Origin of the sequence: Williamsia sp. 1138, assembly GCF_002095435.2 — a bacterium.
GTDB lineage: Bacteria > Actinomycetota > Actinomycetes > Mycobacteriales > Mycobacteriaceae > Williamsia.
In genome coordinates, this window is the sequence record NZ_MJEJ02000051.1 from 196,229 (window position 1) to 218,691 (window position 22,463).

General features: G+C 66.7%; 23 protein-coding genes. 4 read left to right on the top strand and 19 right to left on the bottom strand.

Features of this window, described 5'->3' with window-relative positions:
• Window positions 1-2 precede the first annotated feature (2 nt).
• The 9 genes from BH683_RS23090 to BH683_RS23130 form a co-directional block, all read right to left on the bottom strand.
• The gene (locus BH683_RS23090; protein ID WP_084838606.1) at window positions 3-437 is read right to left on the bottom strand and encodes a hypothetical protein; all 435 of its coding nucleotides are present in this window, start codon (window positions 435-437) and stop codon (window positions 3-5) included.
• Complete coding sequence (locus BH683_RS23095) at window positions 434-1,435, bottom strand: hypothetical protein (RefSeq protein ID WP_084838607.1); 1,002 nt, start codon at window positions 1,433-1,435, stop codon at window positions 434-436. The genes BH683_RS23090 and BH683_RS23095 overlap by 4 nt, the downstream gene beginning before the upstream one ends.
• Window positions 1,435-1,770 carry a hypothetical protein gene (locus tag BH683_RS23100; protein ID WP_084838608.1) on the bottom strand — a complete coding sequence of 112 codons (336 nt, stop codon included), beginning with the start codon at window positions 1,768-1,770 and terminating at the stop codon, window positions 1,435-1,437. The genes BH683_RS23095 and BH683_RS23100 overlap by 1 nt, the downstream gene beginning before the upstream one ends.
• 23 nt (window positions 1,771-1,793) lie before the next feature.
• On the bottom strand, window positions 1,794-2,144 hold the full coding sequence (locus tag BH683_RS23105; protein ID WP_084838609.1) for a YbaB/EbfC family nucleoid-associated protein: 351 nt from the start codon (window positions 2,142-2,144) through the stop codon (window positions 1,794-1,796).
• Between the two features lie 27 nt (window positions 2,145-2,171).
• The gene (trmD, locus tag BH683_RS23110; protein ID WP_084838718.1) at window positions 2,172-2,897 is read right to left on the bottom strand and encodes a tRNA (guanosine(37)-N1)-methyltransferase TrmD; all 726 of its coding nucleotides are present in this window, start codon (window positions 2,895-2,897) and stop codon (window positions 2,172-2,174) included.
• A 20-nt stretch (window positions 2,898-2,917) separates the two neighbouring features.
• Window positions 2,918-3,442 carry a ribosome maturation factor RimM gene (rimM, locus tag BH683_RS23115; RefSeq protein ID WP_084838610.1) on the bottom strand — a complete coding sequence of 175 codons (525 nt, stop codon included), beginning with the start codon at window positions 3,440-3,442 and terminating at the stop codon, window positions 2,918-2,920.
• A gap of 27 nt (window positions 3,443-3,469) precedes the next feature.
• Window positions 3,470-3,712, bottom strand: a complete 243-nt coding sequence (locus tag BH683_RS23120) for an RNA-binding protein (protein WP_020107279.1) — start codon at window positions 3,710-3,712, stop codon at window positions 3,470-3,472.
• Window positions 3,709-4,170 carry a 30S ribosomal protein S16 gene (rpsP, locus tag BH683_RS23125; protein WP_084838611.1) on the bottom strand — a complete coding sequence of 154 codons (462 nt, stop codon included), beginning with the start codon at window positions 4,168-4,170 and terminating at the stop codon, window positions 3,709-3,711. The genes BH683_RS23120 and rpsP overlap by 4 nt, the downstream gene beginning before the upstream one ends.
• Before the next feature lie 156 nt (window positions 4,171-4,326).
• Window positions 4,327-5,313 (bottom strand): NAD(P)/FAD-dependent oxidoreductase, encoded by a 987-nt coding sequence (locus BH683_RS23130; RefSeq protein ID WP_246833534.1) that lies wholly within the window; start codon window positions 5,311-5,313, stop codon window positions 4,327-4,329.
• A 75-nt stretch (window positions 5,314-5,388) separates the two neighbouring features.
• Between BH683_RS23130 and BH683_RS23135 the strand changes: the two genes are divergently transcribed.
• Window positions 5,389-5,961 carry an XRE family transcriptional regulator gene (locus tag BH683_RS23135; RefSeq protein ID WP_084838612.1) on the top strand — a complete coding sequence of 191 codons (573 nt, stop codon included), beginning with the start codon at window positions 5,389-5,391 and terminating at the stop codon, window positions 5,959-5,961.
• A gap of 7 nt (window positions 5,962-5,968) precedes the next feature.
• On the opposite strand, the gene BH683_RS23140 is transcribed toward BH683_RS23135, so the two are convergent.
• The 6 genes from BH683_RS23140 to ftsY form a co-directional block, all read right to left on the bottom strand.
• On the bottom strand, window positions 5,969-7,045 hold the full coding sequence (locus BH683_RS23140) for an amidohydrolase family protein (RefSeq protein WP_084838613.1): 1,077 nt from the start codon (window positions 7,043-7,045) through the stop codon (window positions 5,969-5,971).
• A gap of 14 nt (window positions 7,046-7,059) precedes the next feature.
• Window positions 7,060-8,640, bottom strand: a complete 1,581-nt coding sequence (ffh, locus tag BH683_RS23145) for a signal recognition particle protein (RefSeq protein ID WP_084838614.1) — start codon at window positions 8,638-8,640, stop codon at window positions 7,060-7,062.
• 4 nt (window positions 8,641-8,644) lie between these two features.
• The gene (locus BH683_RS23150; protein WP_084838615.1) at window positions 8,645-11,176 is read right to left on the bottom strand and encodes a [protein-PII] uridylyltransferase; all 2,532 of its coding nucleotides are present in this window, start codon (window positions 11,174-11,176) and stop codon (window positions 8,645-8,647) included.
• A 5-nt stretch (window positions 11,177-11,181) separates the two neighbouring features.
• Window positions 11,182-11,520, bottom strand: a complete 339-nt coding sequence (locus tag BH683_RS23155; protein WP_084838616.1) for a P-II family nitrogen regulator — start codon at window positions 11,518-11,520, stop codon at window positions 11,182-11,184.
• 51 nt (window positions 11,521-11,571) lie between these two features.
• Window positions 11,572-12,927 (bottom strand): ammonium transporter, encoded by a 1,356-nt coding sequence (locus tag BH683_RS23160; protein WP_084838617.1) that lies wholly within the window; start codon window positions 12,925-12,927, stop codon window positions 11,572-11,574.
• 208 nt (window positions 12,928-13,135) lie between these two features.
• On the bottom strand, window positions 13,136-14,608 hold the full coding sequence (gene ftsY, locus BH683_RS23165) for a signal recognition particle-docking protein FtsY (RefSeq protein WP_084838618.1): 1,473 nt from the start codon (window positions 14,606-14,608) through the stop codon (window positions 13,136-13,138).
• Between the two features lie 128 nt (window positions 14,609-14,736).
• On the opposite strand from ftsY, the gene egtB reads away from it, so the two are divergent.
• From egtB to BH683_RS23180, 3 genes are all read left to right on the top strand, one after another.
• Window positions 14,737-15,969, top strand: coding sequence for an ergothioneine biosynthesis protein EgtB (gene egtB / locus BH683_RS23170; RefSeq protein ID WP_084838720.1), 1,233 nt, complete (start codon window positions 14,737-14,739; stop codon window positions 15,967-15,969).
• Entirely contained in the window at window positions 15,966-16,922 is a 957-nt protein-coding gene (egtD, locus tag BH683_RS23175; protein WP_246833535.1) for an L-histidine N(alpha)-methyltransferase, read from the top strand. Before egtB ends, egtD begins: the two co-directional genes overlap by 4 nt.
• A 63-nt stretch (window positions 16,923-16,985) precedes the next feature.
• The gene (locus tag BH683_RS23180; protein WP_084838721.1) at window positions 16,986-17,309 is read left to right on the top strand and encodes an HNH endonuclease signature motif containing protein; all 324 of its coding nucleotides are present in this window, start codon (window positions 16,986-16,988) and stop codon (window positions 17,307-17,309) included.
• On the opposite strand, the gene smc is transcribed toward BH683_RS23180, so the two are convergent.
• From smc to BH683_RS23200, 4 genes are all read right to left on the bottom strand, one after another.
• Window positions 17,306-20,926, bottom strand: coding sequence for a chromosome segregation protein SMC (gene smc, locus BH683_RS23185; protein ID WP_084838620.1), 3,621 nt, complete (start codon window positions 20,924-20,926; stop codon window positions 17,306-17,308). The two genes, BH683_RS23180 and smc, sit on opposite strands and share 4 nt — an antisense overlap.
• Window positions 20,927-21,000: 74 nt before the next feature.
• Window positions 21,001-21,300, bottom strand: a complete 300-nt coding sequence (locus BH683_RS23190) for an acylphosphatase (RefSeq protein ID WP_084838621.1) — start codon at window positions 21,298-21,300, stop codon at window positions 21,001-21,003.
• A gap of 4 nt (window positions 21,301-21,304) precedes the next feature.
• Window positions 21,305-21,748 (bottom strand): OsmC family protein, encoded by a 444-nt coding sequence (locus BH683_RS23195; RefSeq protein ID WP_094647701.1) that lies wholly within the window; start codon window positions 21,746-21,748, stop codon window positions 21,305-21,307.
• Window positions 21,749-21,818: 70 nt separating this feature from the next.
• Window positions 21,819-22,463 carry a nitroreductase family protein gene (locus BH683_RS23200; protein WP_084838623.1) on the bottom strand — a complete coding sequence of 215 codons (645 nt, stop codon included), beginning with the start codon at window positions 22,461-22,463 and terminating at the stop codon, window positions 21,819-21,821.

Here is a 22,463-nt window from a genome sequence, read left to right on the forward strand (position 1 = left end):
GATTAGTCGCCGCCATGGTCGCGCAAGAGGTTTGCGACCAAAGACGCCGATCCTGTGGCGGCGCACGCCTCGCACGCGACTTCGCGCAACCCCTCTCGGCCGCCACCGCCGACCCCGAACTCGAGGGCGGCGACAGCACGCGCACGAGCGAACACAGCCCGATACTCGGCGTCGCGGCCGGCGTGGGACGCGGCGAGGGCGGCGGTGTCGAGGCGGCCCCGGAGCGCCGCGATCTCCAGACGCTGGTGCGCCGCGGCAGGTCGCCCGGAACGCCAGGTCTTGAGCGCTTCGGCGACCGGCCCGTCGGCCGGGACGGCTGCGGTGTCGAGGGCGGCCACGGCGATCAGCAGACCCACGCGGTCCAGCTGCCTGGAATCGACCCGGTCTACCAGTCCCGCGACCCCTGCGCCCAGGACATCGATGCGATGAGGGCTCATTGCGCCGACCCCGCTGAGTCTTCGTGGCCGGCGGGGTCGAGCGCGTGCGCCCCTGAGTCGTTGACCGCCGCGGCCACCTCGGGTGGCGGTGGTGACGCTGCGCAGACGGCCAGGGGAACGAGCTCGGCGTCCCGGAAGTATCCGAGGATGGCGAGTTCGGGTGCGCGCCCGTCGCCCACCACCACCTCGTGCGGCTCAGGAGCCACGCCCGGTCTCAGATAACCGGCAGGCTCACTTGTCCCGACGACAACGGTGCGGCGACCGTTCGGGTCGACGCCCAGACCGACAGCCACCCGGATCCACGGCGCGACCTCAGGAGGCTGGGTTGCGGACAGAACGGCGGCCCGGGCGCGCAACATGATCAGGTCCGCGTCGGACGGCTGTGAGTCCCCCGCTGCGGCGACAGCACGACCTGCGGCGATCCCGGCAAGGGCGGCGCCCATCGGGGCCATCATCGCGCCCGGCGTCATCGGCATACCGCCGGACTGCTGACCATGCTCAGCGCTGGTCTCCTCCACCGCCCCCTGCGAGATCTGGGCTGCGTGCCGGTCCAGCTCTGCCGCGGTGGCCGCCATCGTGCGCGCCGCGAAGTGCTCCGCGCCTGCCAGCGGCGTGGTGTCGCCGGTGGCCGCCGCGAGCAATGTCCCGGCGAGCAACTCCCGATCCGCGATCGCCGCGACAACGGCCAGTCGCTGCCTCGTCTGCTCGACCGCATCGGCGTAGGCCCGGACCACCTCGGCGATGCTGCTCACCTTCTCGGCGCTCGCGTGCAGGGCGCGAACCGTCGACGCACCCACGGCGTCTGCGGCCACCGCCGTCTGTCCGTCGATCGCTCCGGACACTGCGCGGGTCCCCTTGTCGATCGCCCAGGTGCACTCCGAGATCCGCTGCTGCACTGACTCATAACGCTCGGCGAGAAGGTACAGGGCGGCCGCGTCGATCTCGGGGGCAAGTTCACGTAACAACGACCCGACCGGTTCGCCGTAGCCGGTCGGCATCAGTGCCCCGCCCCGGGCGACCCGGATGCGGCATCATCTGCGTCCTGGTTCACCAATACCTCGGCAGCTCGGGTCAGGCCGCCGGCATAGCCCGCGGCAGCTGCGCGCGCCTCGTCGAGAGCGGCAACGGCCTCGGCACTGAGTCGGCTGTGGGCGCGGGCGAAGACGTGCCCGCTCGCATGGGCCCGACACGTCGACGCGATCTGCCCGGCGAGTTCATCCAGTTCCGACGAGATCGCCGCGAGCTCGGTGAGAACCGGTTCGAGTTCTCTCACCGCCGCGTGAACTGCGGCCGCATCGATCCGAAGTTCCGACCCCGGTAGTGCTGCCGGCATTCGCGCCTCCCCGATCTGTCGACTCAGTCCAGATCCCGAAGATGGGGACCCTGGTCTTGGACGATCCCGGCCACCAGTTGGTTCCGGCGAGCGGTCAGTTCACTGTCCGCCCGCTCGACCAGATCGCGGATGAGCATCGACAGCTGATCGGCGCGGTGTCGCCGCAGCGCGAGCGGAGCGATGTCGAGGTCGGTCAGCATGCCTCTGGCGTTGATCACCACCCTGACCAGACGGTCGGCGGACATGGCCTCCACGGTGACGGAACCGAGTTCCTGCGCGACCGCCCGCAACTGTTCCCGTTGCTCGTCCACCTCCCCCAACAGCGCATCCCAGGCCCGGTTCATCTCACCGGACCTCGTCGATTCTGCGACCATCGTGACCCCCCACTCGCTGCGGAGATCTTAGCCCGCGGGGGCGCCACCGGTGGGGTCTGCGGAGTCTGTGGACTCGCGAGGCAACAGATCTGGACGCCGCGCCCGGGTACGGGCGATCGACTGCTCGGTGCGCCAGCGATCTTGTTTCGCGTGGTCACCGCTCAGGAGTACCGGCGGCACGTCGAGTCCACGCCACGTCGGTGGACGCGTGTAGCTCGGACCTTCGAGCAGACCATCGGAGAAAGAATCCTGCTGGTGCGAGTTCTTGTTGCCCAAGACCCCGTCGATCAGGCGAACGGTGGCCTCGACCATGGCCATCACGGCCACCTCACCGCCGATCAAGACGAAGTCGCCCAGTGAGACCTCCTGCACGCGAACACGTTTGGCGGCATCGTCGAAGACCCTCTGGTCGATGCCCTCGTACCGTCCGCAGGCGAACACGATGTGGCTCTCGCGACTCCACTCCTGCGCGGTGGCCTGGGTGAACGGAACGCCCGCAGGGGTCGGTACGACCAGGAGCGCGTCGTCGGGGCAGACCTCGTCCAGGCACGGCCCCCACACTGTGGGTTTCATGACCATGCCCGGACCACCGCCGTACGGGGAATCGTCCACTGCGCGGTGGACGTCGTGGGTCCAGTCCCGCAGGTCATAGGTGTCGAGCGCGAGGATTCCACGGTCGATGGCCTTGCCCAGCAGTGCCATTCGCATCGGTTCGAGATATTCAGGAAAGATCGAGACCACGCCGATCCGGATGGCCGGGTCGCTCCCCTGGCTCATTCGGGATCCAGCAGGCCGTCGGGCGGATCGATCTCGATGAGTTCTCGACTCACGGTCGGCACGATCGCGGTGACGAACGGGATCAGTACCTCACGGCCGTCGGTCATGTTCACCGACAGCAGATCCCCGGCAGGCAGGTGGACGACATCGGTGACGGACCCCACGTCTTCGCCGTCGACCATGCGCACGGGGACCCCTTGCAACTCGTGGTCGTAGAACTCGTCCGGGTCATCCCCGGAGCTGACGTCCTCGGCATCGATCAGGAAGAGCACACCGCGCAGCGCGGCAGCGGATTCCCGGTCGTTGATCTCGGCAAGAGACAGCAACAGCCGCCCGGAGTGATTCCGGGCGGCTGTCACCGTATAGCTGTTCTCGACGAAGGTGTTCTTACCGGTCGACTTCCGGCCGCGCAGCACGTTCCCGACTGCGAAGCGCACGTCCGGCTCGTCCGTACGGACGTCGACCATCACCTCGCCACGCACGCCGTGCGATTTGGCAACGCGGCCGACAACCAGATCCACCTGTGAGCGCCTTGTTCCGCGGTGCGATCAGCGGTCGGTGTCGACGATGTCGACCCGGACCCCGCGACCACCGATTCCGGTGACGAGGGTGCGCAGCGCGGTGGCCGTACGGCCGTTGCGGCCGATGACCTTTCCGAGGTCCTCCGGGTTGACATGCACCTCGACGAAGCGGCCACGTCGGCCGGTCACCAGCTCGACGCGGACGTCATCTGGGTTCGCGACGATACCTCGTACGAGGTGCTCGACGGCGTCAGCGACGACGACGCTCACTTGTCGGCGACCTCAGCTGCGGGAGCCTCGGCAGCAGGCTCGTCGGCCTTCGGTGCATCTTCTGACTTCTTGGCAGCCTTCTTCTTCGGGGTGACGGCTTCGCCCGCGGGAGCGTTGTCGGCAGCGGCGAGAGCAGCGTTGAAGAGGTCCTGCTTCGACGGCTTCGGCTCCGCGACCCGCAAGGTGCCCTCGGCACCCGGCAGGCCCTTGTGCTTCTGCCAGTCACCGGTGATCTTCAGCAGGGCCGCGACGGGCTCGGTCGGCTGTGCGCCGACACCGAGCCAGTACTGCGCGCGATCGGAGTCGATCTCGATCAGGCTGGGCTCTTCTTTGGGGTGGTAACGACCGATGGTCTCGATTGCCCGGCCGTTGCGACGGGTGCGGGCGTCAGCGACGACGATCCGGTACTGGGGATTACGGATCTTGCCGAGGCGGGTGAGCTTGATCTTGACAGACACGAGTTACTTCCTTCTATGGTCACAGTGCAATTCGGCGACGTTCCACGGTCGGAACGCCCGGTTTTGCTGTTGAGGTGGTGTGACCGCCGGTCGGCACGTGGCCGGGTCCGGCGAACCAGGGAGCCATTGTGCCAGAGAAAGGCCTCCCCACAGAAATCACGACACTGACGAGGACAGTTCAGCGACTGCGGCACGGGTCTCCGCGGCGATCAGATCCCCGTTGATGTGGGCGCCGGCCATCGCGCCGGCTGCAGCTGCCGCACCGACCTGGGCCATCAGATTGCTGACGTTGCCTGCGGCCCACACACCCGGTATCGCGGTCACGCCGGACTCGTCGGCGGGAATGTAGTCGCCGACGCCCATCGGATGCGGGACCGACTGCAGCCCCAGGTCCTCGAGGAATGCCGCACGTGCGACGAATCGGGGCGTGACCGTCAGCGCTTGGCGCGCAACGAACGTGCCGTCGGCGAGCACGACCCCGGCGATGGCATCGCTGTCGGACCTGACTGCCGCGACCTTCCCCTCGACGAGGCGTATCCCGCGGGCGGTCAGCTGCGTGCGCTCGTCGTCCGTGGGCCGCAGCTCGTCGTTGAGGAACACTACGATGTCCGCGCTGAGCTGCCGGAACATCTGCGCCTGGTGCAGGGACATGGCATTCACGCCAAGGATGCCGATGGCCTGATCCCGGACTTCCCAGCCGTGGCAGTAAGGACAGTGCAGCAAGTCTTTACCCCATCGTTCGGCAAGGCCCGGGATGTCCGGCAGCTCATCGACCAATCCGGTCGTCACCAGCAGTCGTCGTGCTTCGGCACGGACCCCGCCCACGGTCGTCACGACGAATCCGCTGTCGACGTCGCCGCCGACACCGATGACCTCGTCGTCGAGGATCCGGGCGCCGTACCGCTGGGCTTCGTCGCGCCCGATCGCGACCAGCTCGGCCGGTGGCAGTCCGTCGCGGGTCAGGAATCCGTGCACGCCTGCCGCGGGTGCGTTCCGCGGCCTGCCACCGTCGATCACGAGTACCGAACGCCGTGAACGACCCAACATCACCGCCCCGCTCAGGCCGGCGGACCCGCCGCCGATCACGATCACGTCATAGTTTGCTTGCGGTTTCTCAGTCATGCGTTCCGGTTTCTCAGTCATGCGTTCACAGTGCGTCATCAGCTCAAGATCGGCAAGTATGCTTGCCGTTTCAGCAATTTCTGGCACCATGGCCGCATGGACGACGAGCTGAACGAGACCCTGAGCGCGGTCGGGCCGCGGCTTCGTGCCCTGCGCCGCGAACGGGAGATCACCCTCGCAGAGCTGTCGGAGAGCACAGCCATCTCCGAGAGCACGCTGTCGAGACTCGAATCAGGGGGCCGCAAACCCACGTTGGAGTTGCTGCTGCCGCTCGCAAAGGCCTACGGGATCCCACTCGACGAACTCGTGGGCGCACCGGCCACCGGAGATCCACGGATCCATATGCGCCCCATCCGGCGCCACGGCCGCGTGTTCATCCCGTTGACGCGGCGGCCCGGAGGGATCCAGGCCTTCAAGCAGATCATGCCGCCGCAGACACCGATCGAACCCGAATTGAAGGTGCATGAGGGCTATGAGTGGCTGTACGTGCTCTCCGGCCGGGTACGCCTGCTACTCGGTGAACAGGACCTGACGTTGCTGCCCGGTGAGGTGGTCGAGTTCGACACCCATGTCCCGCACTGGATTGCCGCCGTCGGCCCCGAACCGGCAGAAGTTCTGTGTCTGTACGGAACCCAGGGCGAACGCGCACATATCCGGACCAACACCTGAGAGTTCGTCAGACGAGATGGCCACCGCACACGATCGCATCCGGCGATCGCAGTACAGACAGGTCTTGTGCCGGATCGCCGTGCAACACCAACACGTCCGCGCGGTCGCCGTCGCCGAGTCCACCGGCCCCCAGCCACTCCCTGGCGGAGGCGCAGGCCGCGTCGAGTGCCTGACCCGGACTCAGCCCGATCCCGGCGAGCGCGACGACCTCGTCGACGATGCGGCCGTGTTCGACGAAACCTCCTGCGTCCGTCCCGGCATAGATGTCCACTCCGGCCTCGATCGCGGCCGCGAACGTGCTCGGCGCATCGGCGTGCAATTTGCGCATGTGCTGCTGATAGGCGGGGAAGCGGTCGGCCCCGTCGGCGATCGACGGAAAGTTCTCGACCTGGATCAACGTCGGCACCAAACCGATTCGCTGGGCCGCCATGATCGCGATGAGTTCGTCGTTCAGGCCGGTGCCGTGCTCGATGCAGTCGATTCCGGCGTCGATCAACCCGTATAGGGCCTCGGTGCCGAACACGTGCGCAGTCACTTTGACGCCGAGCTGGTGGGCCACCGAGATCGCCTCGCGCAGAACGTTGTCCGGCCACAGCGGAGACAGGTCGCCGGTGTCCCGGTCGATCCAGTCCCCCACCAGCTTGACCCAGCCGTCACCCGCCTGGGCCTGCCGGGCGACCTCGGCGGGCAGATCCGTGACCTCGCCGAGGTCGACGCCGTAGTCGCGCAGGTAGCGCTTCGGACGGGCGATGTGCTTGCCCGCCCGGATGAAACGCGGTCCGGCGGGATCGTCGTCCAGCGGATGGGTGTCCACCGGTGAGCCGACCTCACGGATCAACGTCGCCCCGGCCTGCAGATCCTGCCGGGCGAACGCCCTCGCCTGCTCGATCGTGACTCCGAGCCCGGGTGCGATGCCGACGTGGTTGTGCGCGTCGACCAACCCCGGCATGATCCAGCCACCGTCGGTGACCGTATCTGCGCCCGGGATGGGCTCGCGGGTGATGACACCGTCATCGACCCAGAACTCGACGGGTTCACCCGACCCGACCGCAAATCCACGAAAGTGCAGCTGGGACAGAATCATCGACGCGACCGCCCCTACTTCTTCTTCGGCCGCTGGAACTGGCTGACGTCGATGCCCTCGAGCCCGGGCGGAAGCTGGTCGAGCCCGGCAGGCATGTTCGACAGGTCGGGGAAGCCTGCGGGCATACCACCTGGCATGCCCGGGAACCCGCCCCGCACCTTCGGAGGCGTGGGTCCGCGCCCACCCTTCTTGCCCTTCTTGCCGCCCTTTTTACGATTGTTCTTGCGGCCACCCGGCATGCCCATACGGCCGGCCATCTGCGACATCATCTTTCGCGCGTCGAAGAAGCGGTCGACGAGCTGATTGACGTCGCTCACCGTCACGCCAGAACCGTTCGCGATGCGAGCACGGCGCGACCCGTTGATGATCTTCGGATTCTCCCGCTCGGCCGGGGTCATACCGCGAATGATCGCCTGCACCTTGTCGAGCTGCTTGTCGTCGACCTGGGAGAGAGCATCTTTCATGCCCGCCGCGCCCGGCAACATCCCGAGCAGGTTCCCGATCGGACCCATCTTGCGGATCATGAGCATCTGCTCGAGGAAATCCTCGAGGGTCAGCTCACCCTGGCTGATCTTGTTCGCAGCCGCCTCGGCCTGCTGGACGTCCCAATGCGTCTCCGCCTGCTCGATCAGGCTCAGCACGTCGCCCATTCCGAGAATGCGACTCGACATCCGGTCGGGGTGGAAGACGTCGAAGTCCTCGAGCTTCTCGCCGGTGGACGCGAACATGATGGGACGGCCGGTGATCTCACGCACCGAGAGCGCGGCACCACCACGGGCATCGCCGTCGAGCTTGGTCAGGACCACGCCGGTGAAATCGACACCCTGGGCGAACGCTTCCGCCGTCGCCACGGCGTCCTGACCGATCATCGCGTCCAGGACGAAGAGCACTTCGTCCGGCTCGACCGCATCGCGGATGCCCTTGGCCTGCGCCATCAATTCTTCGTCGATACCGAGGCGACCGGCGGTGTCCACGATCACGACGTCGTGGTGCTTCGACCTCGCCTCGGCCACACCGGATCTCGCCACCTCGATCGGCTCGGCCAGACTGCCCGCGCCCTCCGAGCCCGAGACACCGAGCTCCCCGGTGCCGCCGACGCTCGTGCCCGGGTTGGGCGCGAAGACCGGGACACCGGCCCGCTCACCGACGATCTGGAGCTGACTGACCGCGCCCGGTCGCTGCAGGTCGCAGGCCACCAGGATCGGGGTGTGACCCTGCTTCTTCAGCCACGCCGCGAGCTTGCCCGCGAGGGTGGTCTTGCCGGCACCCTGCAGACCGGCGAGCATGATGACCGTCGGTGGTGTCTTCGCGAACTGGATGCGCCGGGTCTCGCCGCCGAGGATCCCGACGAGCTCCTCGTTGACGATCTTGACGACCTGCTGTGCGGGGTTGAGTGCACCCGACACCTCAGCGCCTTTGGCACGTTCCTTGATCCTGGCGATGAAACCGCGGACGACGGTCAGCGAGACGTCGGCCTCGAGTAGGGCGAGACGGATCTCGCGGCAGGTGCGGTCGATGTCTGCATCGGACAGCTTGCCCTTGCCGCGCAGATCGGTCAGGACACCGGCCAACCGGCCTGAGAGGGAGTCGAACATTCCCCTAGCCTATCGGGACGCCGGATTTACCGGTGTCCTCCTCTGGTTCCCGGGGTGGCGCAGGTGGCGGGACGACCGCCAGGATCGCCTCTTCGAGCTGGTCGCGCGTCTGCGGACCATCTCCGGGCAGCCTGATGCAGAAGGAATCGACCACCGATCCGCCCAGCGTGGAGACCTTTGCCCACGTGATGAAGACCCGATGTTGCTCGAGCACCGCACTCACCCGTGCCAGCAGGCCGACACGGTCGCCGGCGCGCAGTTCCAGGATCACGCTGTTGTCGTCGTATCCGTCGAACCACAGGACCCGCGGCGGGGCTTGCGCGAACAACGCCGGCACGGCCGGGCCATGGGAGTTCTCTCCGCCCGGCCCCGGCGCCACCGGGAGCTGCGACTCCCGCTCACGGGCGTCGAGCCGGGCGATCACGTCGATGTTGCCCTCGAGCGCCTGGATCAACTGCTGCCGCAGGAGGCCGGATTCCGACGGCTCACCGAACAACGGGGAGACCAGGAACGTATTGACCGCGCTCCCCGCGTGTGACTGGACCGAAGCGCTCAGCAACCGCAGGCCCCGCAACGAGAGCACACCCGCCATCTGCGAGAGCAGACCCGGCTGTTCGGGCGCGATCATGGTCACTGCGAAGGTGTGCGGGTTGTCCGTCGTCACGAGGTCGACGCTGACGCCGCCCGCCTCCGCCAGTGCGGTCAGTTCAGGAGTCAGCGGCCCCGGATCGGCGAGCTCGCCGCCGTCCATCAGTCGCAGGCACCGACGCACCAGTTCGCCGATCAGCGAGGACTTCCAATCGCCCCAGACCCCGGGACCGGTCGCCTTCGAATCGGCTTCGGCAAGCGCGGCAAGCAATTCCAGCAGGACACGGGAACCGCCGAGGGTGTCCACGACACCCTGCACCGTGGCCGGATCGTCGAGATCGCGCCTGGTCGCCACGTCGGGCAGGAGCAGGTGATAGCGGACCATCTTCGACAAGATCTGCACGTCTTCTGGCCACAGGCCGATGCGGTTACCCACCTGATTGGCGAGCTCGGCACCGACGACGCTGTGGTCGGCACCGCGTCCCTTCCCGAGGTCATGGACCAGCGCGCCCAGGACCAGCAGGTCCGGACGCGACACCCTCGTCGTCATCGAACCCGCGTTGGCCGCGGTCTCCACGAGATGGCGGTCCACGGTCCACGTGTGAATCGGATCGCGTGGGGGTAGGTCGCGAATCGCGCCCCATTCAGGGATCAGCCTGCCCCACAGGCCCGTCCGGTCGAGGGCCTCGATCGGCGCGATCATGTGTTCACCCGTACCGAGAAGCACCAGCAGGTCGCTGAGCGCATCGATCGGCCAGGGCTCCCGCAGCTCCGGTGCATAATCGGCCAGCCTGGCCAGGGTGGAGGCCGCCATGGGCAGGCCGGTCCGCGCCGATGCAGCGGCCACCCGCAGGATCAGACCCGGATCCTTGCTGGGCAGCGCGTTACGCGCGAGGACGACCTCGCCGAAGTGCTCGACAACCCCTTCGTCGAGAGGACGCCGGATGGGCGAGCGGCGGAGCTTCGAAAGCCCCTTGCGCGGAAGCGAATTGGACGAGGTCCGCAGTCCGACGTCCACCGCGTAGCTGATCGTGCGCGCGCTGTCACTGATGGTCCGGGCCAAATCGAATCGATCACCGATCCGCAGCGCCGCACCGATCTCGTCGGCATCCTGCGCACGCAGTTGCTCGCGGGGTCGGCCGGTGATCCGGTGTAGTTCGGTGCGCACGTCGAGCAGGCGGGTGTAGGCCTGCCGGAGCCCACCACCGGGAGAATCCGGACGGAGCGCAGCCATGCCGTCGGTCAGCTGTGCCACGGCGAGGGCATCGAGCATGTGCACGTCGCGCAACCCTCCGCGCCCGTACTTGAGATCGGGTTCGGCGCGGTGGGCGATGTCTCCACTGCGCCGCCAGCGATCGCGAGCCTGGTCGACGAGTCCGCCGAACCGCGAACGGATGTCGGTGCGCCACTGCTGACGGATCCCACCGATGAGCAGCTTGGACAGATCCTCGTCCCCCGCGATGTGGCGCGCCTCGAGCAATCCCAGCGCCGCGGTCATGTCGGTGGCGGCCACCTGAAGGGCCTGTGACACGGTCCGCACACTGTGGTCGAGTTTGATGTGCGCGTCCCACAGCGGATACCAGATCTGGTCGGCGATCTCCGCGACGACCGCCGGGTCCATCTCGTCGTGCAGCAGGATCAGGTCGAGATCTGAATGGGGCAGCAATTCCTGCCTGCCCAGCCCACCGACGGCGACGATGGCGAAACCGCTACCGGGTTTGATCCCGATCTCGGCGGCCTTGGTGGTGAGCCAGAAGTCGTGCAGGTCGACGAGAACCCTGCGCAGCGCGGGCGCATCGACCCGTTTGTTGCCGTCGGTCCGGCGTAGGAGTTGTTTGCGTGCTGTGACCAGATCCGTCGCGGCAGCCGGTGTCAGGTGAGACGGCTGCGGTCCTGCTCCCGAGGGCTCCTCGGATGCAGGACCGCGACCGCCACGTACGAATGGCACCGTCGTTACAGCGCGTCGCCGCCGCGCTCTCCGGTGCGTACCCGGATGACCGCTTCCACTGGCGAGACCCACACCTTGCCGTCACCGATCTTGCCGGTGCGTGCGGCCTCGACGATCACGTCGACCACCTTGTCCACCGCGGCGTCGTCGACGACGACCTCCACGCGGACCTTGGGGACGAAGTCCACCGAGTACTCCGCACCGCGGTACACCTCGGTGTGCCCCTTCTGACGGCCGTACCCCTGAACTTCGCTGACGGTCATACCGACGACGCCGGCCTGCTCGAGTCCCGCCTTCACATCTTCAAGCGTGAATGGCTTCACGATTGCTGTAATGAGCTTCATTTGTTGCATCCCTCCATGAGGATCACAGTTCGAGTATTGAGTTTCCAGGACTTAAACGAGGTCGTACGCGCTTTCGCGGTGATCCGTCTCATCAATACCAGTGTCCTCATCCTCTGCGGTGATCCGCCAGCCGAGTGGCTTGAGAGCGAACGCGATGATGGCGGTCATGACCGCGGTGAACGCGACTGCGACCAGTGCGATCACGACCTGGATGACGAGCTGCTTGCCGCCGCCGCCGTAGAACAGGCCGGTCTCCGACGCCAGGAAGCCGATGCCGATGGTGCCCCAGAGGCCCGCGACCAGGTGGACACCGACGACGTCGAGCGAATCGTCGAAGCCGAACTTGGACTTGAAGCCGACTGCGATTGCGGCGATCACGCCGGCCACAGCGCCGAGGATCAGCGAGCCGATCGGGGTCAGCGCGCCACAGGCGGGGGTGATGGCGACCAGACCGGCCACGATTCCCGAGGCCGCGCCGACGCCGGTGGCGGATTTGTCGCGGATCTTCTCCACCACGAGCCAGCCGATCAGACCTGCGGCGGTTGCAGCGGTGGTGTTGATCCAGACCAGGCCGGCGAGTGCGTCTGCGGTGCCTTCGGAACCGACGTTGAAGCCGAACCATCCGAACCACAGGATCGCGGCACCGAGCATCACGAACGGTACGTTGTGCGGGCGGTAAGCGGTCCTGCCGTATCCGACACGCTTACCGATGATGAGCACGAGGACGAGCGCAGCCATACCGGCGTTGATGTGGACCACGGTGCCACCGGCGAAGTCGATGGGTGCGACCTTCGCGACCATCGTGCCGTCGACGTCCTCGGTGCCGAAGATCCACGAGGCGAAGCTGGTCTCGTTGTTCGACAGCAGACCGCCGCCCCACACCATGTGGGCGAGTGGGAAGTAGACCAGGGTCGCCCAGATGCCGGTGAAGACCAGCCAGGTCGAGTACTTGACGCGTTCGGCGAGCGCACCGGAGATGAGGGCCACGGTGATCACTGCGAATGTCAACTGGAAGCCGGCCCATACGATGGCCGGGACATCACCGAAGCCGCCGATGACGTTGAGGACCTCGTCAGGGTTCTCGGGATCCGGGATCGTTTCCATCAGCTGGTTCAAGCCGAACAGCGAGAACGGGTTGTCGAAGATGCCCGCGATGTCGCTTTCTCCGGTGTGAGCCGACGAGAACGACATCGAGTAACCCCACAACACATAGATGATGCTGACGACTCCGAGTGAGCCGAACGACATCATCAACATGTTGAGGACGGACTTCTGTCGCGAGAGGCCACCGTAGAAGAAGGCCAGTCCCGGAGTCATGAAGAGCACGAGTGCGGCGCTCGTCAGGACCCAGGCGGTTGCCCCGACGTCGTAGGGCGCGAACGCATCGTCTGGCAGTGCCAAAACCACTGTAAGAAACCTCCTAGAGTGCGCCGACGGCTCGGCGCCTTCAAAGAGATTGGCGGGCAAGGATTTCGTTCGTGGTGCTGTGGTGTTTCATGCATGTGAACCAGCGGGCAGTTCATGTTTCATCTGTGTATACCGCCAGGAGCGGTGTTGATCAGATGGGGCGAGGGGCAGCCATTTGTTGTTCTCAGGCTGGTACGGCGCGGTGGGATCAGCCGAGCAGCGCGTCGACGAACGCCTCTGGTTCGAAGGGTGCGAGGTCGTCGGCGCCCTCGCCGAGACCGACCAATTTGACCGGTACGCCGAGCTCTCGTTGGACGTGGAAGACGATGCCGCCTTTGGCGGTGCCGTCGAGTTTGGTCAGCACCACACCGGTGATCGAGACGACGTCGGCGAAAACCTTCGCCTGGGCGAGACCGTTCTGCCCGGTCGTCGCGTCGAGCACGAGCAGGACCTCGTCGACGACGGCCTTCTTCTCGACCACCCGCTTGACCTTCCCCAGTTCGTCCATGAGGCCGGTCTTGGTGTGCAGACGCCCGGCTGTGTCGATCATGACCACGTCGACGCCCTCGTCGATGCCGCGCGCGACGGCGTCGAAGGCCACCGCGGCCGGATCGGCCCCTTCCTTGCCGCGGACGACCTCGGCACCGACCCGCTCGGCCCACGTCTGCAACTGATCGGCCGCGGCTGCGCGGAAGGTGTCGGCAGCACCGAGCAACACCCTGCGCCCGTCGGCGACGAGCACGCGGGCCAGCTTGCCGGTGGTCGTGGTCTTCCCCGTGCCGTTGACCCCGACGACCAACAGCACCGACGGCTTGCCCGCGTGCGGCAGCGCCTTGATCGAGCGGTCGAGATCAGGACCGACCTCGGCGACGAGAACCTTGCGCAACAGGGCCCGGACCTCGTCCGCGGTCCGCACGGGCGAGGCGGCCAGTTCGGTACGCAAGCGGTCGACGACGGCAGTCGTCACCGCCGTCCCGAGGTCTGCCATCAGCAGGGTGTCCTCGATCTCTTCCCAGCCGTCCTCGTCGAGGTCGCCCGCACCCAACAGCCCCAACACACTCTTGCCGAGCGCATTCTGCGACCGGGACAGGCGACCACGGAGCAACCCCAGGCGCCCGGCTGTCGGCGCGATGTCGTCGAGCACCGGGGTCGCGGGGACCGGTTCGGCGACCGGTTCGGGCTCCACGACCGGCTCGGGCTCGATCACCGGTTCCGGCGCCACGACCTCTGGTTCGGCGGGCGGGGCCTCGACCTCGGGGGTTGTCGCCTCGGGTGCCGGGGCGGCGGGTTCCGGTTCTGCTGCCTTCGGTTCTGTCTCGTCTGTCTTCGGTTCGGGCAGAGGAACATTGCGCAGGCCGCGTTTGGGTGCGTCGCGAGGGATCGCCGCATCGTCACCCACGCCCGGCTGCCCGTCGGTGTCTGTCCGCTCGATCGTGGGCGTGTCCCTGGCCGGAGGCTCGGCGGTGGCCGCGCCCGCGCCACCCTGGGTGAACGAGAACCCACTACCGGCCTTGTAGCCACCCGACTTGTCGACCTGCCTGGTGCCATCGGACGGTGTCCGATCTGCGCTGTCGCTCAGAGAGATTCGCCTGCGACGGGACAGGACCAGGCCGGTCGCCACCAGGGCGACGAGCAGGAGGACGACGACTACGACGATCGCGACGATGGCACCGGTGTTCACGGCCTCAGTCTGCCAGAGGCGGCTCCGCCCTCGGTGCCAGAGGCGGACACGACCTAGCTGCGGGTACCGTGAGTGTCAGACGCCTCATCCATACTGCTGTCCCGCCGGTCATCTTCCAGGAGACGAGCATGAGCATCACAGTCGAGCAGTCCACTCTCACCACCAGGTTCCGTGACGTCCGTGCGCTCACCGACGAGCTCACCGCGCGACTGTCACCCGAGGACCAGGTTCCGCAGTCGATGACCGATGCCAGTCCGACCAAATGGCACCGCGCCCATGTCACCTGGTTCTTCGAAGAGTTCATCCTGCGGAATCTGCCGGGATACACGGTGTACGACGAGAGCTTCCGGTACCTCTTCAACAGCTATTACGAGGCGGTGGGCGCCCGCCACCCCCGTCCTCATCGAGGCCTCGTCACCCGACCCGGTGTCGACGAGGTCACCCGCTACCGCGAATACGTCGATCAGGCCATGACCTCGGCACTCGAGCAGGATCGGCTCGACGAGTACGCCCGCACCCTGGTCGAACTGGGCTGCAATCATGAGCAACAGCACCAAGAACTGTTGCTCATGGACGTCAAGCATCTTCTCTCGACGCACCCGTTCGCGCCGGTCTACGTCGAGCGAGGGCCGGATGCCACGGCGGAGGCGGCACCCCTGCGCTGGCAGTCGTTCGACGGAGGGCTCGTCACGATCGGGGCAGATCCGAACGGTTTCAGCTACGACAACGAGGGGCCCGGCCATTCGGTCTACCTGCAGGACTTCCAACTCACCAACCGGCAGGTGACCAATGGTGAATGGCTCGAGTTCATGGCAGACGACGGCTATCGCCGTAGTGAACTCTGGTTGTCCGACGGCTGGAACAAGATCGGCGAGACCGGCTGGTCGGCCCCCGGTTACTGGAGCCTCGACGACGGCACCTGGACGTCGTTCACGCTGTCCGGTCGGCGTCCGATCATCGAGAGCGAACCGGTCGTACACGTGTCCTTCTACGAAGCCGACGCCTATGCGCGGTGGGCCGGCGCGCGGCTACCCACCGAGTTCGAATGGGAGACCGCGGCGATGCGCACCGGAGCGTCTCGCGGTCAACTCCTCGACCCTGCGCGATGTCATCCCGGCGTCGCCGGCGAGACCATGATCGGCGACGTCTGGGAATGGACCGCAAGCGCCTACCTCCCCTACCCCGGGTTCGTACCGGCCCACGGCGCCGTGGGCGAGTACAACGGCAAGTTCATGAGTGATCAGCATGTGCTCCGTGGTGCCAGCGCATTGACTCCCACCGGCCACGAACGGCCCACCTATCGCAACTTCTTCCCGGCCGGGTCCCGGTGGGTCTTCAGCGGACTCCGGTTGGCCCGATGACGATGTCACAGTCGTCTGTGGACCCGCTGCTGGTCGCCGACGCCGTAGCAGGGCTGTGGCAGAGCCCACCCGTCCTGCCTGCGAAGTGGCTCTACGACAAGCGCGGCAGTGAGCTGTTCGACGAGATCACCCGGCTGCCCGAGTATTACCCGACACGGCGAGAGACCGAGATCCTGCGACGGAGCGCAGCAGAGATCGTCTCCATCACGGACGCTCGGACCATGATCGAGCTCGGTTCGGGCACGTCGGAGAAGACGCGGCTCCTGCTGTCGGCGTTCGCAGCCCGCGGGACCGACTTCACCTACGTACCGCTCGACGTCAGCGTCGAGATGCTCACGTATGCGGCGAACCAGGTGTCAGCTGAGTTCCCGGAGATCTCGGTCCAACCCCTGCACGCCGACTTCGGTGAACCCGACCTAGATCTCGCGGACCACGACGGTCCGCGTATGGCGATTTTCCTCGGCGGGACGATCGGGAACCTCGACCCCACCGAACGGTCCGATTTCTACCGCCACATCGCGGGGGCGTTGCGATCCGGCGACTACTTCCTACTCGGAGCCGATCTGATCAAGGACACCGGCCGGCTGATCGCCGCCTACAACGACCGCGCCGGGGTCACCGCCGACTTCAACCGGAACGTCATCGAGGTACTGCGAAAAGGGCTCGACGCGACCGGCCTCTACACCGACGACTTCGATCACATCGCACGGTGGAATCCGCCGGAGCACCGAATCGAGATGTGGCTGCGCGCCCGGCGCGACGTGCACGCCCGGTTCGGCGCGATCGAGCGGACGTGGGAATTACCTCGAGGAGCCGAGATCCTCACCGAGATCAGCACCAAGTTCAACCTCAGCTCGCTGCATGACGAACTGGCCGCCGCGGGTCTGCGGCAGCTGGAGAGTTGGACCGACCACGCCGACGACTTCGCAGTTGTGCTCGGTCAGGTCAGCTGAGCAATAGACTCACTTCCCGTGGTCGCCAACCGGACGAGATACGCGCGCAAACGCCGCCGCCGGATGGCCCGCGTCGAGCACGACCTGAGTGACGAACAGTGGTCGCAACTCAAGGCGGCCTGGGAAGGTTGCGCGTACTGCGGCGCGGATGACCGCCCGCTGCAACGAGATTGCGTGCTCCCCATCTCACGTGGGGGCCGGTACACCCTGGACAACATCGCGCCCGCCTGCGGTTCCTGCAACGCCAGCAAATGCAACGACGAGGTGACCGCGTGGATGCGCCGTAAGAAACTGGACGAGCGCGCGTTCCTCGAACGGTACGTCGCCATCAGGTACGCGATGGCCGCGAAGTTCCCCGTTGGACAGGACAACGAGCAAGACAGCTAGCCTGTGGTCGGCGCCGGCAGGTCCTGTCCGCGCATGCGCTGCGAGATGACGGTGGTGATGCCGTCGCCCTGCATGCTCACACCGTAGAGAGCATCCGCAACTTCCATGGTGGGCTTCTGGTGAGTGATCACGATGAGCTGCGATTTTTCGCGTAGTTGCTCGAACAGCGTGATAAGACGACGGAGGTTGGTGTCGTCGAGGGCGGCCTCCACCTCGTCCATCACGTAGAACGGCGACGGGCGGGCGCGGAAGATCGCCACCAGCATGGCCACCGCGGTCAGTGACTTCTCGCCGCCGGACAGCAGGGAGAGGCGCTTCACCTTCTTCCCGGGCGGTCGCGCTTCCACGTCGATACCCGTGGTCAGCATGTCGGATGGGTTGGTCAGGATGAGACGGCCGTCGCCGCCCGGGAAGAGTGTCTTGAACACCTCGACGAACTCGCGTTCGACGTCGGCGTAGGCCTCGGTGAAGACCTGCAGGATCCGGCTGTCGACGTCCTGCACCACATCGAGAAGGTCCTGTCGCGCCTTTTTCACGTCCTCGAGCTGAGTCGACAGAAAGTTGTACCTCTCCTCGAGCGCGGCAAACTCTTCCAACGCAAGCGGATTGACCTTTCCCAGTGTGTTGAGGTCGCGCTGTGCCTTCTTCGCGCGGGCCTGCTGGGTCGCCCGGTCGTACGGTATCGGGGTGGGCGCGACGACCATCTCGCCGCGTTCTTTCGCCTGCTCGTACTCCGCCATCTCGAGTTCTGACGGCGGCATCGTGACATCGGGGCCGTACTCCGCCACCAGATCATCCGGACTGATCGAGAAGTCCCCCATGATCTGCTCTTCGAGTTGTTCGATCCGAAGTGCCACCTGCGCCTTGGCCACCTCGTCGCGGTGCACAGCGTCACGCAATGCGCTCAGCTGCGCCCCGACCTCCGCAGCGGCCTTCTTGGCCACGTCCAGTTGTTCCGTGCGGACCCGACGCTCCCGCTCGAGATCGTCACGGTGCGTCTGTGCCCCGGCCACTGCGGTTTCGAGCCTTTGAGCGATCAGACCACCGCACTCGAATACGACTTCGGCCACACTCGCCGCGTGCCGACGGGCGCGGTTCTGGCGTTCGGCCCGCTCGCGTGCTTCTCGCTCTGCGCGTGCCGCACGCCGGAGGGAATCCGACTTGCCCCGCACAGAGGCCAACCGCTCCTCAGCGCTGCGCAGGGCGAGACGTGCCTCCATCTCCACCGAACGTGCCTCGGTCACGGCGGCGGCCGTCCGGTCACGATCGCTGTCGGGCAGATCCCCTTCCGAGGGGGTCTCTTCGCTGTCGTCGCGGGCCAGGCGCAATCGTTCCTCGAACTCCGCCAGCTTCGCCAGAGCCTCGGTGCGGCCGTCTTCCGCCTTAGCCCGCTGATTGATGAGCCGGGTCGACTCTTCCTGCGCCGCACGGGCAGTCTGACCGAGCCGCGCCAATTGCTCGTACACCGCACCCAACTCGGCGTCCGACTCGTGCAGCGCAGCCAGCGCCTGCTCAGCGGTCTCTCGGCGTTCGGTCTGCTGCGCGAGGGCCCCGGCGAGCGCGGCGACCAGTTCTTCACTGCGTCGCCGCGATTGCTCGAGTTCGGCACGTGCGGAATCGATCGCCGACTGCACCTCGATGGTCGACGGGCGCGCGCCGGTTCCGCCGCTGCGCCAGCCCGCTCCGATCAGATCGCCGTCGAGTGTCACGACCCGAAGTGAACCCAGGTATGGGACTGCACCGACGGCCTCGTCGAGCACTGCTTCCGCGATCGACACATCGTCCGCGACGACGGTGTAGCCCAGCAGCAGTTCCAGGGCTCCCTGGAGAGTGTCCGGACCGTCGACGACGTCGAGCGCCCAGACCGCGCCCGCCGGAAGGCCGGCTGAGCCGCGGCCGGTCGGGTCGACGCCGCCGATCAAGACCGCAGCGCGCCCACCCTCGTTCTCTCGCAGAGACGACAGGGCGGAACGGGCGGCCGGTAGGTCCGCCGTCGCCACCGCATCAGCTGCCGGCCCCATGGCAGCAGCGATCGCCGCCTCGTAACCGCCGCGCACGCGCAGCAGCGACGACATCGGCCCCAGCAGTTCACCGGCCCTGTTCTCCAGCAACCAGGCGCCACCGTCCTTGCGCTCGAGACCGACTGCGAGCGCGTCGATCCGGGCGCCGAGCGAGGTGACCCGCTGTTCCGCGGCGCGCTCGGCGGCCTGCAGTTCCGCGACCCGTTCATTCGCCTGGTTCAACGCCGCGACGCTGCGCTCGTGGTGCTCGTCCAACCCCAGCTCGGAGGCATCGAGGCCGGCGACGGTGGCCTGGACCGCGTCGAACTCGTCGGCGGCCTCGGTCGCCCTGGCGACTGCGTTGTCGATCGCCGCACCCAGACGGGTCGCCTCGGCGTCGATCGATTCGACCTTGGTGCGGAGATTGTTCACCTGACCCTCGAGCCGCGCCAGCCCCTCGCGGCGATCGGCAACCGCGCGCACCGCGGCCAGGTGCTGCTGCTGCGCCGCCGCGGCTTCCTGTTCACGTTCGCTCAGCGCAACTTTCGCGTCGTCGAGGGCCTCAGCGGTCGCTTCGACGGTCTCGGTGAGGATGAACTCCTCCTCCGCTGCGACCTCTGCCTGGCGGTCGAGCTCATCGGGATCGCGCCCGGAGTCGTTGCGCACCGGTTCCGCGAGGTACCGGCTGCGCTCGCCGGCGATTCGGCAGGTTGCCCCCACGCGCTCGGTCAGCGCCGACAACGCGAACCAGGCCTGGCCGGCGTCGTTGGCAGCCGGGACGATCTGCGCCAGATACTTCTCGTTCTCATCGACCTGGCCACCGAGTTCGTCGAGGCGGTGCGCCAGCTCGTCTTGCTGCCTGCGGAGTTCCGCCTCGGTGGTACGTTGCTCCGCCAGTTCGTCACGACGGATCACCAGATCATCTGCAGCCAAACGCAATCGGGCATCGCGCAGGTCGGCCTGGACGGTTTGGGCCCGGCGGGCGACCTCAGCCTGCCTACCAAGTGGTTTGAGCTGACGACGTAGTTCGGCTGTGAGGTCGCCCAGACGCGCCAGATTCGACTGCATGGCGTCGAGCTTGCGAACCGCTTTTTCTTTGCGCTTGCGATGTTTGAGGACACCGGCGGCTTCTTCGATGAAGGCCCGACGCTCCTCCGGTCGCGACTCCAGGATCGCCGCCAGCCGTCCCTGGCCGACGATGACATGCATCTCCCGGCCTATCCCGGAGTCGCTGAGCAGTTCTTGCACGTCCATCAGCCGGCACGAGCTGCCGTTGATCTCGTACTCTCCGGCACCGTCGCGGAACATCCGCCTCGTCACCGACACCTCGGAGTAGTCGATGGGTAGAGCGCCGTCGGAGTTGTCGATGGTCAGCGTCACCTCCGCACGCCCCAGGGGGGCGCGGCCAGATGTGCCCGCGAAGATGACGTCCTCCATCTTCCCTCCGCGCAGCGCTTTCGCGCCCTGCTCGCCCATCACCCAGGTCAGAGCGTCGACGACGTTCGATTTGCCCGAACCGTTGGGGCCCACCACACAGGTGATCCCCGGTTCGAACCGCAGGGTGGTTGCTGACGCAAAGGACTTGAAGCCCTTGAGGGTCAGACTTTTCAGGTGCACAGCGCTTGAGCGTACCCATCACCTTCGTCGGTGTGGGCGGGCGGTGTGATCGGGCGGGGCCGGGCGGGGAGGGATCAGCGCTCGACAAAGCCTGTCAAGCCACCGCGGGCGGGTCCCCAATCCGTCACCACCGTGTCCACCTGACCCGGGCTCCGCCCCTGGTCGAGCAGGCCCAACAAGTTGTCGCAGTCCGCCCTGCGACCTTCTGCCACGATCAGGACACGGCCATCGGCCTGGTTCGTCGCGGACCCCACGAGCCCCAGTTCGAGTGCCCGGGCACGCGTCCACCACCGGAATCCGACGCCCTGCACGTGCCCGTGCACCCAGGCGGTCAGCCGAACTCGGTCCGAATCAGGTCCTGGGTGCTCGGCCACGGTCCTACTCCGTGTCGATACGCAGGTCGACGGTGGTTCCCGCCTTGAGGGTCCGCCCCACCGTGCACACCGCGTCCACGGCCCGTTCGACCACGACCAGCAACCGTTTGGCCGCGTCCGGGTCCAGCTCGGACAGATCTACCTCGAGCACCTCACTCAACGCCGGATAGAACTCGTTCTCCCGGTCTGCGTCCCCGCGCACGCGCACGATCGCGTCGTAGTCGTCTCCGAGCCTGCGCGAGAGTGGTTTGTCCGAACTCATCCCGGTACAGGCGGCGAGCGCGATCTTCAGCAACTCTCCTGGCGTGAAGGCTCCCTCGACGTCCTGCGAACCGATGAGGACCTCGGCGCCGCGGCTGCTGCGCCCGGTGTATCGCCTGCTGCCGGTTCGCTGAACCCACAGTTCTGTCGCATGCTGCTCACTGGTCACTGGTTCGGTTGCGCTCATGTCCATATTGAACACGCTGCCGTACCCCGCAATTCCGCGGGACTCAGCCGGAGCGTCGACGCCACAGGGGTCACCAACGGTCGATGTGGAGCAGGTTGTCGAGAGGTTCGCGCGGCGCCGGCTTGAACGTGTCGCCCGTGTAGAACGCCGTCGGGATCAATGCCGCCTGGTGAAAGCCGGCGGGGATCCCGAGGAGTTCAGCGATTTCCGCCTCTCGCTGCAGATGCAGCGTGGTCCACGCGGTGCCGAGCCCGCGGGCACGTGCAGCGAGGGCAAAACTCCAGACCGCCGGCAGCAACGACCCCCAGAGTCCGGCCTGATTTCCCGACGGCAGGGTCTTGCCCGCCTTGATACACGGGATCACCAGGACCGGTACCTCCCCCATGTGCTCGCCGAGCCACGCGACGCTGCCGCCGACCCGCTGCTGGACGGGCGCGCGGTCCGGGTCGTCGGCGAACAGCTTCGCTGCCGACTGGTTCGAGGCGAGATACTCGTCGACGAGTTCGCCGTAGATCTTCCCGATCGCCGCGCGTACCTCTGGGTCGCTGACGACAATCCACTGCCAGCCTTGACGATTGGATCCCGACGGCGCCTGGAGTGCGATCTCGAGGCACTCTTTGACGAGTTCGATGGGCACGGGTTTCGTCAGGTCAAGCCGTTTACGCACGGTTCGAGTGGTGGTCAGCAGTTCGTCGGGCGTCAGGTTCACGGTCAT